12 protein-coding genes are annotated in these 14,398 nt (G+C 60.0%); 1 reads left to right on the forward strand and 11 read right to left on the reverse strand.

Features of this window, described 5'->3' with window-relative positions; translation table 11 throughout:
• Nucleotides 1-43: 43 nt before the first annotated feature.
• The 5 genes from AKL25_RS17740 to AKL25_RS17760 form a co-directional block, all read right to left on the reverse strand.
• Nucleotides 44-916 carry an ATP-binding protein gene (locus tag AKL25_RS17740; protein ID WP_050479036.1) on the reverse strand — a complete coding sequence of 291 codons (873 nt, stop codon included), beginning with the start codon at nucleotides 914-916 and terminating at the stop codon, nucleotides 44-46.
• 232 nt (nucleotides 917-1,148) lie between these two features.
• A complete protein-coding gene (gene argJ, locus AKL25_RS17745; protein ID WP_050479037.1) occupies nucleotides 1,149-2,393 on the reverse strand; it encodes a bifunctional glutamate N-acetyltransferase/amino-acid acetyltransferase ArgJ in 1,245 nt (414 codons plus the stop codon).
• Between the two features lie 120 nt (nucleotides 2,394-2,513).
• Entirely contained in the window at nucleotides 2,514-3,284 is a 771-nt protein-coding gene (locus AKL25_RS17750) for a DUF2272 domain-containing protein (protein ID WP_050479091.1), read from the reverse strand.
• A gap of 127 nt (nucleotides 3,285-3,411) precedes the next feature.
• The gene (gene secA, locus AKL25_RS17755; protein ID WP_050479038.1) at nucleotides 3,412-6,186 is read right to left on the reverse strand and encodes a preprotein translocase subunit SecA; all 2,775 of its coding nucleotides are present in this window, start codon (nucleotides 6,184-6,186) and stop codon (nucleotides 3,412-3,414) included.
• A gap of 318 nt (nucleotides 6,187-6,504) precedes the next feature.
• Nucleotides 6,505-7,479: a M23 family metallopeptidase gene (locus AKL25_RS17760; protein ID WP_050479039.1), complete on the reverse strand. Its 975-nt coding sequence runs from the start codon at nucleotides 7,477-7,479 to the stop codon at nucleotides 6,505-6,507.
• 53 nt (nucleotides 7,480-7,532) lie between these two features.
• Here AKL25_RS17760 and AKL25_RS17765 point away from each other — a divergent pair, with 53 nt between their 5' ends.
• Nucleotides 7,533-8,042 carry a DciA family protein gene (locus AKL25_RS17765; RefSeq protein ID WP_050479040.1) on the forward strand — a complete coding sequence of 170 codons (510 nt, stop codon included), beginning with the start codon at nucleotides 7,533-7,535 and terminating at the stop codon, nucleotides 8,040-8,042.
• Nucleotides 8,043-8,217: 175 nt separating this feature from the next.
• On the opposite strand, the gene lpxC is transcribed toward AKL25_RS17765, so the two are convergent.
• From lpxC to AKL25_RS17795, 6 genes are all read right to left on the reverse strand, one after another.
• Nucleotides 8,218-9,153 carry a UDP-3-O-acyl-N-acetylglucosamine deacetylase gene (lpxC, locus tag AKL25_RS17770; RefSeq protein WP_050479041.1) on the reverse strand — a complete coding sequence of 312 codons (936 nt, stop codon included), beginning with the start codon at nucleotides 9,151-9,153 and terminating at the stop codon, nucleotides 8,218-8,220.
• Nucleotides 9,154-9,336: 183 nt separating this feature from the next.
• Complete coding sequence (locus AKL25_RS17775; protein WP_050479042.1) at nucleotides 9,337-9,843, reverse strand: peroxiredoxin; 507 nt, start codon at nucleotides 9,841-9,843, stop codon at nucleotides 9,337-9,339.
• Between the two features lie 184 nt (nucleotides 9,844-10,027).
• Nucleotides 10,028-11,224 carry a cell division protein FtsZ gene (gene ftsZ / locus AKL25_RS17780; RefSeq protein ID WP_050479043.1) on the reverse strand — a complete coding sequence of 399 codons (1,197 nt, stop codon included), beginning with the start codon at nucleotides 11,222-11,224 and terminating at the stop codon, nucleotides 10,028-10,030.
• A gap of 131 nt (nucleotides 11,225-11,355) precedes the next feature.
• Nucleotides 11,356-12,588 carry a cell division protein FtsA gene (ftsA, locus tag AKL25_RS17785; protein WP_007878109.1) on the reverse strand — a complete coding sequence of 411 codons (1,233 nt, stop codon included), beginning with the start codon at nucleotides 12,586-12,588 and terminating at the stop codon, nucleotides 11,356-11,358.
• A gap of 10 nt (nucleotides 12,589-12,598) precedes the next feature.
• Nucleotides 12,599-13,372 (reverse strand): cell division protein FtsQ/DivIB, encoded by a 774-nt coding sequence (locus tag AKL25_RS17790; RefSeq protein ID WP_050479044.1) that lies wholly within the window; start codon nucleotides 13,370-13,372, stop codon nucleotides 12,599-12,601.
• Between the two features lie 9 nt (nucleotides 13,373-13,381).
• Complete coding sequence (locus AKL25_RS17795; RefSeq protein ID WP_240475787.1) at nucleotides 13,382-14,389, reverse strand: D-alanine--D-alanine ligase; 1,008 nt, start codon at nucleotides 14,387-14,389, stop codon at nucleotides 13,382-13,384.
• Nucleotides 14,390-14,398 lie beyond the last annotated feature (9 nt).

Consider the following 14,398-nt stretch of genomic DNA (forward strand, 5'->3'; position numbering starts at 1 on the left):
CTTTTCATCCGAACGCGGGGGTGGAAATAATCCATAACACGCTCTAAGCTTTCAGCTTTCCGGCGTAATCCTTGGAGAACTGCCACGCCACGCGCCCCGAGCGCGAGCTGCGCTGCAGCGCCCAGCGCAGGGCGTCGCCGCGCGCTTCTTCAATTTGGGCCGCATCGCAGCCGAAGTGACGCAGCCAGTGCGCCACGATGTCCAGATAATCGTCTTGCTTAAATGGGTAAAACGTCACCCACAAGCCGAAACGCTCGGACAGGGAAATCTTTTCTTCCACGGTCTCGCCCGGATGCAGGTCGCCGTCGTCGGTGTGCGTATAGGTCGAGTTATCCGACATGCGTTCCGGCATCAGATGGCGGCGGTTGGACGTCGCATAGATCAGCACGTTGTCCGATTGCGCCGCGATACTGCCGTCCAGCGCGACTTTCAACGCCTTGTAGCCGCTCTCGCCTTCTTCGAAGGATAAGTCGTCGCAGAAGATAATGAAACGCTCAGGACGCGCTGACACCAGATCGACGATGTCCGGCAAATCATGCAGATCGTCCTTGTCCACCTCGATCAGACGCAAACCGCGGTCGGCATACTGGTTCAGACAAGCCTTGATCAGCGACGACTTGCCGGTGCCGCGCGCGCCGGTCAGCAGCACGTTGTTGGCAGGACGGCCATCGACGAACTGCCTGGTGTTCTGATCGATCTGTTCCTTTTGCGGCCCAATGTTATGCAGGTCAGCCAGCGAAATGGCCGAGATATGTCCCACCGATTGCAGATAGCCGGCGCCATTGCCATTACGGCGGCGCCAGCGAAACGCCACACCCTTGTCCCACTCCACCGAGGCTGCCGATTGCGGCAGGATGGATTCGATGCGCTCCAGCAAAGCCTCGGCGCGCTGCAAAAACTGATCTAATTGAGTCATGACAAATTGGCAAAGTGGATGGTTACGTCACATTGTGACGGAAACCCGATCCGCCGCGCGTGAATAAAATTCGTGAAAACCGAAAGCCGTTCAACTAAGAAATTATATGGCCGCTGAATTGTTTCAGAAGCGTAGCGAGCGGCTCAAGGTCGGTGCGAGAAGCGCAGCCGTACTTGAGTACGGCGAGCATCACAGCGCCGAGATTGAGTCGCGCAGTAGCTTATGAAGCAATTCAGGAGCGGTAGTCGGCGTTGATGGTGACGTACTCGTGGGAAAGGTCACAAGTCCACACCGACGCCTTGGCCGTGCCGCGCGCCAGCTTCACGCGCACCACGATCTCGCTCTTCTTCATGACGCGCTGACCGTCCTCTTCCTTGTAATCCGGATTGCGCCCGCCGTTCTTGGCGACCCAGACATCGTCCAGATACAGATTCAGCTTCGACACGTCCAGATCGTCCACGCCGGCGTAACCGATGGCGGCCAGGATACGACCCAGATTCGGATCGGAAGCGAAAAACGCTGTCTTGACCAGCGGCGAGTGGCCGATGGAGTAGGCGATCTTGCGGCATTCTTCGACGTTCTTGCCGTCTTCCACGGTGATTTCGATAAACTTGGTGGCGCCTTCACCGTCACGGATGATCTGGTGCGCAAGGTTCTGCGACAGCGCGTTGACGGCGGCGGCCAGTTCCTTGTACTCGGCGCTGTCGGCGCTGGTGATCTCCAGCTCGCCGGCGCCGGTGGCGATCAGCATGAAGGAGTCGTTGGTCGAGGTGTCGCCGTCGATGGTGATGCAGTTGAAGGATTGATCCGCAGCGTCCTTGACCATCTGATTGAGCAGCGCTTGCGGCACCTTGGCGTCGAACGCCAGGTAGCCCAGCATGGTCGCCATGTTCGGCTTGATCATGCCGGCGCCCTTGCTGATCCCGGTCATGACGACTTGCTTGCCGGCGATGGTCAGCGTGCGCGACGCAGCCTTGGGTTGGGTGTCGGTGGTCATGATGGACTCGGCCGCATTGAACCAGTTGTCGGCCTTCAGGTTGCCGATGGCGGCTGGCAGGCCGGCCTTGATGCGGTCAACCGGCAGCGGTTCCAGAATCACCCCGGTGGAAAACGGCAGGATCTGCTCAGGCTTGACGCCGAGCAGGCCGGCCAGTTCGGTACAGGTCTCGTTGGCGCGCGCCAAGCCTTCTTCGCCGGTGCCGGCGTTGGCGTTGCCGGTGTTGATCACCAGTGCGCGAATTGGCAACCCGGGTGCGGCGTCGCTGACCTGGGCCAGATGGGTCTTGCAAATTTGTACCGGCGCGGCGCAGAAGCGATTGAGCGTGAACACGCCGGCCACGGTGGCCGTCGGCGCCAGTTTCATGACCAGCAAGTCCTTGCGATTGGCTTTGCGCACGCCGGCTTCGGCGTAACCCAGCTCGATGCCGGCAACAGGTTTCAGATCAGCGGAAACGGGAAGAGGAGAATTGACGGCCATGGTTGTCTAGTCTGCGTTGAAGGTAAGAGGAAATCGCAGCGGCGCGGAATAGCTGGAATGCGCGAAGCCGACGATCACGGAGAGCGATATTGTAAACGGAGTGCGTGACAGGAATGTTTTTTACGGCATCAGATTTTTGACCACGACAAACCACGGCCGGCGCGCCAGCGGCAGCAGCCGGGCATGAGCCTCGATCGGAATCAGCGATTCCGACACCGAATTGAAAACATTGCCGCCGATCACGCCGGCCCAGCCTTGTTCCGGGTGGATTTCATAGACCAGGTCGCAATGTCCCGGCAGACCCGGACGGATATCGTCCAGCGTCGCCGCCTGATTGCTGTCGCGCGGCGCGCAGATCAGATCGCCCGGCGCAATCGGCTCGCTGGCGGCGGGACGCAGGACGAACAAGGGCGCCGGCAGGCTCTGACGCGCCTTGAGGAAGCTCAGGTAATTGAAATGCACGTCGCTGACCAGGAAGTCGTCCGGCGACACGCCCGCCGTCTGCATCAGATAAGAAATGAATGCCGCCGACCAGGCTTGCTGCGTATCGGCACCGGTGTAGTTCTTGCCGACCGCCTGCCAGTACAAGCCGATGCGCTGCACGGCTTCACCCTCGTCTTCCAGCAAACCCAGGCGCGGTGCATTAAGCACCTCGCTGCGCATGTCGATCTGCTGACGGTCGAAGAAATCCCACTCGGTTTTGGCGACGGCCAGCAAGGCGGCACGGTGTGGCAATTCCCGCTGCACGACCGGCGCAGCCGCAGAATTTGTTGCCGACGGCGACGGCGTAACCGGCGTGCTGCTGCAAGCGGTCAGCGCCAGCACGGCGCTCGTGGCAACGGTGCGGCCAATGCCGCGCAGTGCACTTCGGGTGAACGGGAATGAAAACATGATGGCGCTCTTCCTATTTTTGTTGCCGCTTACTTCTTGCTTGCGGCGCACGGCTGAAAGTAAAAAGCCGCTCTCATAGTGAGAGCGGCTTTCGTCAAGCGATGCGCTTAAGCGAATAACACGATGCTTAAACCAGCTTGCCGTGGCACTGCTTGTATTTCTTGCCGCTGCCGCATGGGCATGGATCGTTGCGGCCGACCTTCGGCAGACCGTTGACCAGCGGCTGTTCACTGCTGCCGTCGTTGCTGTCCGGGTTGGCCGTCGGCGCCAGCAATTCTTCCGGCGCTGCATCGGCGTCGAAGTCGGCGTGCTGGTAGTGCAGGTTTTCGACATGCGACTGGCCGAGGTTTTCTTCCGCTGCTTCGATTTCTTCGCGGCTCTGGATTCGCACGGTCATGACGATCTTGATCACTTCGTTCTTGATCAGGTCGAGCATCTGGGCAAACAGCTCAAAGGCTTCGCGCTTGTATTCCTGCTTCGGATTTTTCTGTGCATAGCCGCGCAGGTGGATGCCCTGGCGCAGATGATCCAGAGCGGCCAGGTGTTCGCGCCAGTGGCTGTCGATGCTTTGCAGCATGACGCTGCGCTCGAAGCCGCTGAAGGCTTCCGTGCCGACCACATCCACCTTGGCGGTGTACGTCGTTGCCGCAGCGGACAAGACGCGCTCCAGCAGCTCTTCGTCGGTCAGGTTGGGCTCGGCTTCCAGAATGCTGGTCAGCGGCACGGCCAGTTGCCATTCGTTGCTCAGTGCGGCTTCCAGCGCCGGGATGTCCCATTGCTCTTCGACCGACTCTTCCGGCACGTGGGTGCGGAAGGCTTCGGTGAACACGCCTTCGCGCAGCGAGGTGATCATTTCCGCCATTTCGGCCGATTCCAGCAACTCGTTGCGTTGCTGATAGATGACCTTGCGCTGATCGTTGGCGACGTCGTCGTATTCCAGCAATTGCTTGCGGATGTCGAAGTTGCGCGCTTCCACCTTGCGCTGCGCCGATTCGATCGAGCGGGTGACGATACCGGCTTCGATCGGCTCGCCTTCCGGCATCTTCAGACGGTCCATGATGGCGCGCACGCGGTCGCCGGCGAAGATGCGCAGCAGCGCGTCGTCCAGCGACAGATAGAAACGCGACGAGCCCGGATCGCCCTGGCGACCGGAACGGCCGCGCAGTTGATTGTCGACGCGGCGGGATTCGTGACGCTCGGTGCCGATGATGTGCAGACCGCCGGCGCCGACCACGTGGTCGTGCAGCGATTGCCATTCGTCATGCAGCTTCTGCGCTTGCGCCGCCTTGTCGGCATCCGACAAAGACGCATCGGCTTCGATAATCTGGATTTGCTTCTCGACATTGCCGCCCAGCACGATGTCGGTACCGCGACCGGCCATGTTGGTGGCGATGGTGATCATCTTCGGACGGCCGGCCTGCGCAATGATTTCCGCTTCGCGCGCGTGCTGCTTGGCGTTGAGGACGTTATGCGGCAGCTTGGCCTGGTTCAGGATACCCGACAGCAGCTCGGAGTTTTCGATCGAGGTGGTGCCGACCAGCACCGGCTGGCCGCGGTCGTAGCAATCCTGGATATCCTTGACCATCGCCATGTATTTCTCTTGCGATGTCTTGTAGACCTGATCCTGGCGGTCTTTGCGTGCGCTCGGACGGTTCGGCGGAATCACCACGGTTTCCAGGCTGTAGATTTCCTGGAATTCGTAGGCTTCGGTATCGGCCGTACCGGTCATGCCGGACAGCTTGCCGTACATGCGGAAGTAGTTCTGGAAGGTGATCGAGGCCAGCGTCTGGTTCTCGTTCTGGATCTTGACCTTTTCCTTGGCTTCGACGGCCTGATGCAGACCGTCGGACCAGCGGCGGCCCGTCATCAGACGGCCGGTGAATTCGTCGACGATCACGACTTCGCCGTTTTGCACCACGTATTGCTGATCCTTGTGATACAGCGTGTGGGCGCGCAGGGCCGCGTACAGGTGATGCACCAGCGAGATGTTGGAGGCGTCGTACAGCGAAGCGCCTTCCGGCAGCAAGCCCATGCTGGTCAGGATTTGTTCGGCGTGTTCGTGACCGGCTTCGGTCAGCAGAACCTGATGGCCTTTTTCGTCCTTGGTGTAATCGCCCGGGACTTCGACCTTGCCTTTGCCGTCGGGCGTTTCTTCGCCGATTTGCAGCGTCAGCAGCGGCGGCACTTCATTGATCTTGTGGTACAGGTCGGTGTGGTTTTCGGCCTGGCCGGAAATGATCAGCGGGGTGCGCGCTTCATCGATCAGGATCGAGTCGACTTCATCGACGATCGCAAAATTGAGGCCGCGTTGCACGCGATCGCCGGCGTCGAACACCATGTTGTCGCGCAGGTAGTCGAAACCGAATTCGTTGTTGGTGCCGTAGGTGATGTCGGAAGCGTAGGCGCCCTGCTTGAGGTCGTGCTCCATCTGCGACAGGTTGATGCCGGTCGTCAGGCCCAGCCAGCCGTACAGCTTGCCCATCCATTCGGCATCGCGCTGTGCCAGGTAATCGTTGACGGTCACCACGTGCACGCCCTTGCCCGACAAGGCATTGAGGTAGGCCGGCAGGGTTGCCATCAGGGTTTTGCCTTCGCCGGTGCGCATTTCGGCGATCTTGCCGAAGTGCAGCACCATGCCGCCGATCAGCTGGACATCGAAGTGGCGCATCTTGAGCACGCGCTTGCTGGCCTCGCGGCAGACCGCGAAAGCTTCCGGCAGGATGTCGTCAAGCTTGGTGCCGTTGGCCACGCGTTGCTTGAATTCCGGCGTCTTGGCTTGCAGCTCTGCATCCGACAGTTTCTCGATGTCCGCCTCGAGTGCATTGATTTGACGGACAATTTTTTGATATTGTTTGAGCAACCGCTGATTGCGGCTACCGAAAATCTGGGTCAGTAATGACATGCTTGGATTCTAAAAAAGCGCCGAAAAATGACTCTGCGCGGCAGTTTTGCCCGCACGGAACCGGAATGAGGCCAATAAACCTTGGATTTTAGCATGCAAGCGCCCTGCTTCAGTGTTCCCGCGGGGTGCATGCATGAGGAGGCATTCCTGCCGTCGTCACTGATCGGCAAAAAACTTCTTCAAGGCAATAATCGAAACATCGACGCCGTGCGACAGACCGGCATTTCCGCTCAAATACTGTCAATAGATTGGGCTATGCCTTAAAGATTCAATATCGCCGACGGATTCCGGCCGGCAAGAGGGACGCTTTGTCAGCGATCAGTGCCCGGCGACGAAGACCGGCGCCGCTTTGGGGCCGCCGCCCGGGCTGCCCAGCGCCAGGAATTTGCGCGGATCCTGCGCCACGCCGCGGATGCGCACCTCGAAATGCAGGTGCGGGCCGGTCGAGCGTCCGGTGGTGCCGATGTCGGCCACGTGCTGGCCGCGCTTGACGATGTCGCCGACTTTCACGTACAGCTGCGAGGCATGCGCATAGCGTGTGATGAGGTCATTGCCGTGATCGATTTCCAGCATGTTGCCGAACTGATAATGGTATTCGGCGGCGATCACCACGCCGGCCGCCGCTGCGACGATGGGCGTGCCGGTGGAGGCGGGAAAATCCAAGCCTTCATGAAAAGCGTTGTGCCCGGTGAAAGGATCCAGACGCCAGCCGAAGCTCGATGAGTTGTAGGCCACATTGACCGGCGGATTGGTCGGCAGCAGGCGCGACTTGATCTTGTCGGCCATGAGCGTGGATTCCACCGCATTCATGTAGTCGGAACGATGCCCGACATCGACCGCCAGCGCATCCAGCATCTTTTGCAGCTCGCTCATGCCCAGCTCTTGTCCTGCGCCGCCGATGGACGAGACTTCCATGCCGCCGCGACCCGGTTTTTCCTTGAAGTTGAATTCTTCCGGACGCACGCCGGCCAGGCCCTGCACGCGCTCGCCAAGCGCATCGAGACGCATCAGCTGCGCCTGCATCTCGCCCAGCTTGACCGCCATGACGGCGAGGTTTTCCTTGAGGTATTTGTCCTTGCGATCATCTTCCTGCTGCGTCATCGACACCAGCAGCTTGTGCAGCATCGGCGAGCTTTCGCCGTCGGCCGCGTTGCGCAGAACGAGATAAGACAGCGCCGCCGCGGCAAGCGCAATACTGATCACCAGAAAAAGCAGCACCGCCACAACGTGTTTGGAAGTCAGCGTGACTGACCGTGCGCGCGTAAAGCGCGGGTGCAGCAGGATAATTTGCATCTTTACTCCTTTGACTCTCCTCGGCTAAGGAGGAGATGTGATAAGGTTTAAAGATGAAGTATCCCTCCACATTTACCCCTTATCGCCGTGGTCCTTCGGCTGCGCAGCTCAAGCGCAAGCCCCGGGACGCGACAGATTTTCTGCAGTCGGATAATGCGATGGCAAGCTTGTTGCCCGCTATTACCCGTATGTCGGCGCTGCAAAAAAGCTGCGCCGCGATTCTGCCGGCTATTTTCAAATCGTGCGACGTCATGAACTTCGAAGGCGGTCAGCTGGTGCTGAGCATGCCCAATGCGGCGCTGGCCGCGAAGCTCAAGCAACAATTGCCGAAGTTGCAAGAACGTCTGCTAAAAGATGGATGGCAGGTTAATGCAATCCGGATCAAAGTACAAGTTGGCAAAAGCTATGTCGTTCCGCCGGTCGAACGCCGGGTGCTCATTTTGCCCAGCCTGGCTGTGTCGTCGTTTGCAGAACTGAACGACGCACTGGAAGATTCAAAGCAGAATCAGGCGCTCAAGACTGCACTGGCGAACATGGTACGCCGCAATACCGGCGTCAAATAGAAAGAGTACAAAAAGAAACCCGGCCTTGTTCTTGCTCTGGCGAAAGGGGAGTTCGCCGGAGTCGCCCGCCGCAGCGAGTGCGGCAGAGACGAATGTATCGGGTAAATACCGGACTGATTCACGGGCTTGCGACTCCCGCTGCCAGACTCGCTACTGCAATGTTGAAATGCGGCGCTTAATTCAGCGCCCACTCCTGCTTGGCCTGCATCACGTAAGTCTGCGGGGCCGATTCCAGCGTGTCAAAAGTCACAATCTCGTAGGCGTCCGGCTGATCCAGCAAGGCGCGCAACAACTGGTTGTTCATGCCGTGGCCGGATTTGTGGGCATTGTAGCTGGCCAGCAGCGGATGGCCGATCAGGTACAGGTCGCCGATAGCGTCGAGGATCTTGTGCCGCACGAATTCGTTGTCGTAGCGCAGGCCGTCCGCGTTGAGGATACGGTATTCGTCCATCACGATGGCGTTCTCGAACGAGCCGCCGCGCGCCAGACCCATGCCGCGCAAGGTTTCCACATCCTGCATGAAGCCGAAGGTGCGCGCACGCGCGATTTCCTTGACGTAGGACTCAATGGCGAAATCGACTTCCGCCGTCTGGCCGGTGCCGTCGACGGCCGGATGATTGAATTCGATGAAGAACTTCAGCTTGAAACCGTTGTACGGCTCCAGGCGCGCCCACTTCTCTTTGTCGCCCTGGCCTTCGCGCACTTCCACCGGCTTAGTGACGCGGATGAATTTCTTCGGCGAGTTTTGCTCTTGCAAACCCGCTTGCTGCAGCAGGAACACAAACGACGATGCCGAACCGTCCATGATGGGAATTTCTTCGGCAGTCAGGTCGATGTACAGATTGTCGATGCCGAGGCCGGCGCAAGCCGACAGCAGATGTTCCACGGTCGAGACGCGCGCACCGTCTTTCGACAGCACCGAGGCCATGCGGGTGTCCCCCACGCCGGTGGCCGACGCAGGAAATTCCACGACAGGATCGAGATCGACGCGACGGAAGATGATGCCGGTATCGATGGCGGCCGGACGCAGGGTCAGCTCCACCTTGGTGCCGGAATGTAAACCGACGCCGACGGTCTGGACGATATTTTTAATGGTGCGCTGTTTTAACATCCCGCCATTATAGCCAAGATGCCATCCGGCCTGCTGCCGGCGTGCGGACTGTTGCAAAAAGTTCCCGCACTGCAAAAGAAGGTAAAAAGCGCGGAAACAGCCCTTTCGGACCGTCTTCCGCGCTTCTTTCCGCACTCTTCCGGCATGGCTCGGTCGGAGACCGGGCCATCCGAATCAGGCAGCTCAGCCGAGCTGACCCAGCAGCGTTTCTGCGTTGGACACTTCGAACTTGCCCGGCGCTTCCAGGTTCAGTTGCTTGATCACGCCGTCTTCGAGCAGCATCGAATAACGCTGCGAACGCACGCCCATGCCCTTTTCGGTCAGGTCGAATTCCAGGCCAACCGCCTTGGTGAAAGTGGCGCTGCCGTCAGCCAGCATGCGCACGACGCCGGTCGCCTTTTGATCGCGGCCCCATGCGCCCATCACGAAGGCGTCGTTGACCGAGATGCACCAGATTTCATCCACGCCCTTGGCCTTGAACTCAGCCGCGTGCTGGATGTAGCCCGGCACGTGCTTGGCGGAACAGGTCGGGGTGAAGGCGCCCGGCAATGCAAACAAGGCGATTTTCTTGCCCTTGACCAGATCGGATACCTTGAATGTGTTCGGGCCGAGCGAGCAACCTTCGGTTTCGGTCTCGATGAATTCAGCCAGTGCGCCTTCCGGCAGGCGATCGCCAACTTTAATGGTCATGATGATTTCCTTCTTGTGAGTAATTCGATAATTCGGGAATGCGGTGTCTGCGCCATCCATACCGCCAGACAAAAAAACGCCGCGCACAAAGGCGCGGCGCGCAGGCGATAGTATGCCTGTTTATGACACGGGTTGCTGCCGGTCGAACCAGACGAGCAACCCAGGCCGGGTGTTACTTAACTACTTAGTCCGCTTGTTTGCGCAGGAAAGCCGGAATGTCATAAGTTTCCATGCCATTCTTTTCCAGCGCGCGCACGGTGTCGGAAGCCGACTCGCGACGCCATACCGCCGGCGCCTTCATGCCGCCGAAAGCTGCGCCGGTTTGCGCGCCGCCGTTGGTGCCGTTGTTCATCGTGCCGGTGCCGGCCATCATCGGTTCGTTGTGCGTACCGGTGCGCAGCATCGGCGTCTGCACCAGCTGCACCGACTTGCGGCTGCGGCCCAGACCGGTTGCCACGACAGTCACGCGGATGTCGTCGCCCATGCCGTCGTCGTACGCGATACCTTGCGCGATCGATGCATCGGGAGCGGCGAAAGCGCGCACGGTTGCCATGACTTCCTTGATTTCCTTACCCTTCAGGTTGCGGCTGGCGGTCACGTTGACCAGCACGCCGCGCGCGCCGGACAGGTCGATACCGTCGAGCAGCGGCGATGCCACTGCCTGCTCTGCCGCAACACGGGCGCGATCCACGCCGGAAGCGGTCGCCGTACCCATCATGGCCTTGCCTTGCTCGCCCATGATGGTCTTGACGTCGTTGAAGTCGACGTTGATATGGCCCGGCACGTTGATGATTTCAGCGATACCGGCGACGGCGTTGTTGAGCACGTCGTCAGCATGACCCAGCCATTCGATCATGCTGTCGTCTTCGTAGATCTCTTCCAGCTTTTCGTTCAGGATGATGATCAGCGAATCGACATGCTGCGCCAGTTCTTCCAGACCCTGGTCGGCGATGTCCATGCACTTCTGGCCTTCGTACGAGAACGGCTTGGAGACCACGGCAACGGTCAGCGCGCCCAGCGACTTGGCGACTTCCGCCACCACCGGCGCAGCGCCGGTGCCGGTGCCGCCGCCCATGCCTGCGGCGATGAACACCATGTGCGCGCCGCGCAGCGCATCTTCGATGCGCGAGCGGGTTTCTTCGGCCAGACGGCGGCCGACCTGCGGCTGCATGCCTGCGCCCAGACCGGTTTCGCCGATCTGGATGACGTTGTCGGCCTTCGACATCTTCAATGCTTGCGCATCGGTATTGGCTGCAATGAATTCAACGCCGGACACGCCCTTGTTGATCATGTGCTGCACCGCGTTGCCGCCTGCACCGCCCACGCCCACGACCTTGATGATCGTGCCGAGAGTGGCGTTGTCGAGCATATCTATTTCCATGATGACTCCTTAAATATATGTATGTGCAGCTTGCAGTTGATAGGCATCACGCGGTGTGACGACTAGCAACTGAGAACTGCGTGTTGCTGATCCGAAGAACTGAATGACTAAAAAATAAATAACGCGACTGCTTAAAAATTGCCTAAAAACCATTCCTTCATGCGCTGCCAGATTGCCTTTACCGAACCTTCCTGTCGGGTGACGATGTACCCGCGCAGATATTGCTTTTTCGCTTCCAACAACAACCCCAAAACCGTCGAATAGCGTGGGCTGCGCACCACATCAGCCAGTTGGCCGCTATATTCCGGCGTCCCCAGTCGGGCCGGCTTGAGGAAGATGTCCTCTGCCAGCTCAATCATCCCCGGCATCATCGCGGAGCCGCCGGTGAGGACGATGCCCGACGACAGCACCTCTTCGTAACCCGACTCGCGCACCACCTGATGCACCAATGCAAACAATTCTTCGACGCGCGGTTCGATCACGGCCGCCAGCGCCTGGCGCGACAGGGTGCGCGGATTGCGGTCGCCCAGCCCCGGCACTTCCAGCGTCTCGGTCGGATCCGCCAGGATCTGCTTGGCCACGCCGTAGCGCAGCTTGATTTCTTCCGCCTCCAGCGTCGGCGTGCGCAAGGCCATCGCGATGTCGTTGGTGATCTGGTCGCCGGCGATCGGGATCACGGCGGTATGGCGAATCGCGCCTTCGGTAAACACCGCCACATCGGTCGTGCCGCCGCCGATATCGACCAGCACCACGCCCAGTTCGCGCTCGTCCGGCGTCAGCACGGAATCGGCCGAAGCCATCGGCTGCAGGATCAGATCCGACACTTCCAGGCCGCAGCGGCGCACGCATTTCACAATGTTCTGCACTGCAGAGACGGCGCCGGTCACGATGTGTACTTTTACCTCGAGTCGGATGCCGCTCATGCCGATTGGTTCACGCACATCTTCCTGATTGTCGACGATGAATTCCTGCGGCACGGTATGCAGCAATTGCTGGTCGGTCGGGATGTTGACGGCCTTGGCGGTTTCGATAACGCGCGACACGTCGGCGGCGCTGACTTCCTTGTCCTTGATCGCCACCATGCCGCTCGAATTGAAGCTGCGGATATGGCTGCCCGCGATGCCGGTGTAGACATTGCGAATCTTGCAATCGGCCATCAGCTCGGCCTCTTCCAGCGCCCGCTGGATCGATTCGACCGTGGCTTCGATGTTGACCACCACGCCCTTCTTCAATCCCTTGGATTCGGACTGGCCCAGGCCGATCACTTCGTGGCGTCCGTCCTGCAATACTTCCGCCACCACGGCCACCACCTTGGAGGTGCCGATGTCGAGACCGACGATCAGGTTTTTTGCGTCTTTTGTCATATCGTTCCGCTTATTTTTTCTTTCCGTTCAATGCAGCCAGTACCAATCCATCCGCCTTCAACGCCAGGCCGTTCGGATAGCGCATGTCGACATTTTCAATTTTCTTCCCCTGCAGGCGGTCCATCAGCTGCGGATAGACGGATACCAGCCTGGCAATTCTTTCCTTCAGCGTGGCATCGCTTTCGGCACGCCCCAGTTCGACCGTGATGCCGTTGTCGAGCTTGACGGTCCAGGCATAACGGTTCGACAAGGCCACGGCTTCCGGCGTCACCTTGATCGGCGCCAGCCAGTCGCGGAACTGATCGAAACGCGCCACCACTTCCTTCTCGCTGCCGTCCGGCCCGTCGAACTCCAGCAAGTCGCCGTCGTCTTCCGCCTCCGCCAGATTGGCCGTAAACACATCGCCCTTGACCGACAGCAGACGCCCGTCATCACCCCAGGTGCCGAGCGCGCGATGTTCTTCTATCGTCACGATCAGCTTGTTCGGCCATTCGCGACGCACCATGGCTTTACGCACCCATGGCACCGATTCGAACGCACCGCGCACCGCGTCCAGATCGGCAGTAAAAAAATTGCCCTTGATGCGCGGCACCGCGCTGGCGCGTATCGTCAGCGGATTCACGCGGCGCAACTGCTCCTGCGCCACGCCTTCGACGCGTATCGTCTTGAGCGTAAACATCGGCCGCTGCGCCAGCCACCACAGGCCGGACGCCAGCAATGCCAGCAGCACCAGCGCCAGCAGGGCGTTGGTGATTGCGTTGAGCATTTTGACGTCTTGCCACATGGTTGCGCCTTAGCCTTTATCCGTCGTGTTGCCGGCATCCGCCGACGCATGCGGCTTCCACGCATCGGACGGTTGCAGGTCCAGCGCTGCGGACTGCAAAATCTCGCAGCACAAATCTTCATAGCTCATGCCGGCCTGCTTGGCCGACATCGGCACCAGCGAATGGCCGGTCATGCCCGGCGAGGTATTGATCTCCAGCAGGAACGGCTCATTGTCCGAGGCCCGCAGCATGAAGTCGACGCGCGACCAGCCGCGGCAACCTAGCGCGTTATAAGCCTTTACCGCCAGATCCTGCACGCGCTGCGTCAGCGCTTCGTCGATCGGCGCCGGGCACAGGTACTTGGTGTCGTCGGTGAAATACTTGTGCTGATAGTCGTAATTGCCTTCCGGCGCGCGGATCTCGATCACCGGATAGGCTTTTGCATCACGTCCCTTGCCCAGCACCGGCACCGTCAGCTCGCGGCCGGTGACGAATTCTTCCGCCAGCACGGCGGCGTCATATTTGGCGCACAGATTGAACGCTTCCTGCATGTCGGAATATCCCGACACCTTGGCGATGCCGATGGTCGAGCCTTCGTGCGGCGCCTTCAGCATCAACGGCAAACCGAGCACGTCCGGCACCTGGCGCAACTCTTCGCGCGGCGTCGCGGCGCTGTCGAGCACGATGAAGCGCGGCGTCGGCAAGTCGTGGCCGATCCAGATGCGCTTGGTCATGACCTTGTCCATCGCAATCGAGGACGCCATCACGCCTGGGCCTGTGTACGGAATGCCGAGTTGTTCCAGCGCGCCTTGCAGCGTGCCGTCTTCGCCGTAGCGGCCGTGCAGCGCGATGAAAACGCGATCGAATTTCTCTGCCGCCAGTTCGGCCAGGCTGCGCTCAGCCGGATCGAAGGGATGCGCGTCGACGCCCTTGCTGCGCAGCGCCTTCAACACGCCGGCGCCGGACATCAGCGACACTTCGCGCTCGGCGGAACGGCCGCCGAACAGCACGCCGACTTTGCCGAATTGTTTGGCCATGTTCGAGTC

This window comes from Herbaspirillum rhizosphaerae (genome assembly GCF_001189965.1).
GTDB lineage: Bacteria > Pseudomonadota > Gammaproteobacteria > Burkholderiales > Burkholderiaceae_D > Herbaspirillum > Herbaspirillum rhizosphaerae.

Coding starts and splice junctions, on each gene's coding strand:
- ftsA (WP_007878109.1), bottom strand. CDS start 12,588: ATGACAAAAGACGCAAAAAACCTGATCGTCGGTCTCGACATCGGCACC.
- lpxC (WP_050479041.1), bottom strand. CDS start 9,153: ATGTTAAAACAGCGCACCATTAAAAATATCGTCCAGACCGTCGGCGTC.
- AKL25_RS17775 (WP_050479042.1), bottom strand. CDS start 9,843: ATGACCATTAAAGTTGGCGATCGCCTGCCGGAAGGCGCACTGGCTGAA.
- AKL25_RS17760 (WP_050479039.1), bottom strand. CDS start 7,479: ATGCAAATTATCCTGCTGCACCCGCGCTTTACGCGCGCACGGTCAGTC.
- AKL25_RS17765 (WP_050479040.1), top strand. CDS start 7,533: ATGAAGTATCCCTCCACATTTACCCCTTATCGCCGTGGTCCTTCGGCT.
- secA (WP_050479038.1), bottom strand. CDS start 6,186: ATGTCATTACTGACCCAGATTTTCGGTAGCCGCAATCAGCGGTTGCTC.
- argJ (WP_050479037.1), bottom strand. CDS start 2,393: ATGGCCGTCAATTCTCCTCTTCCCGTTTCCGCTGATCTGAAACCTGTT.
- ftsZ (WP_050479043.1), bottom strand. CDS start 11,224: ATGGAAATAGATATGCTCGACAACGCCACTCTCGGCACGATCATCAAG.
- AKL25_RS17790 (WP_050479044.1), bottom strand. CDS start 13,372: ATGTGGCAAGACGTCAAAATGCTCAACGCAATCACCAACGCCCTGCTG.
- AKL25_RS17795 (WP_240475787.1), bottom strand. CDS start 14,389: ATGGCCAAACAATTCGGCAAAGTCGGCGTGCTGTTCGGCGGCCGTTCC.
- AKL25_RS17750 (WP_050479091.1), bottom strand. CDS start 3,284: ATGTTTTCATTCCCGTTCACCCGAAGTGCACTGCGCGGCATTGGCCGC.
- AKL25_RS17740 (WP_050479036.1), bottom strand. CDS start 916: ATGACTCAATTAGATCAGTTTTTGCAGCGCGCCGAGGCTTTGCTGGAG.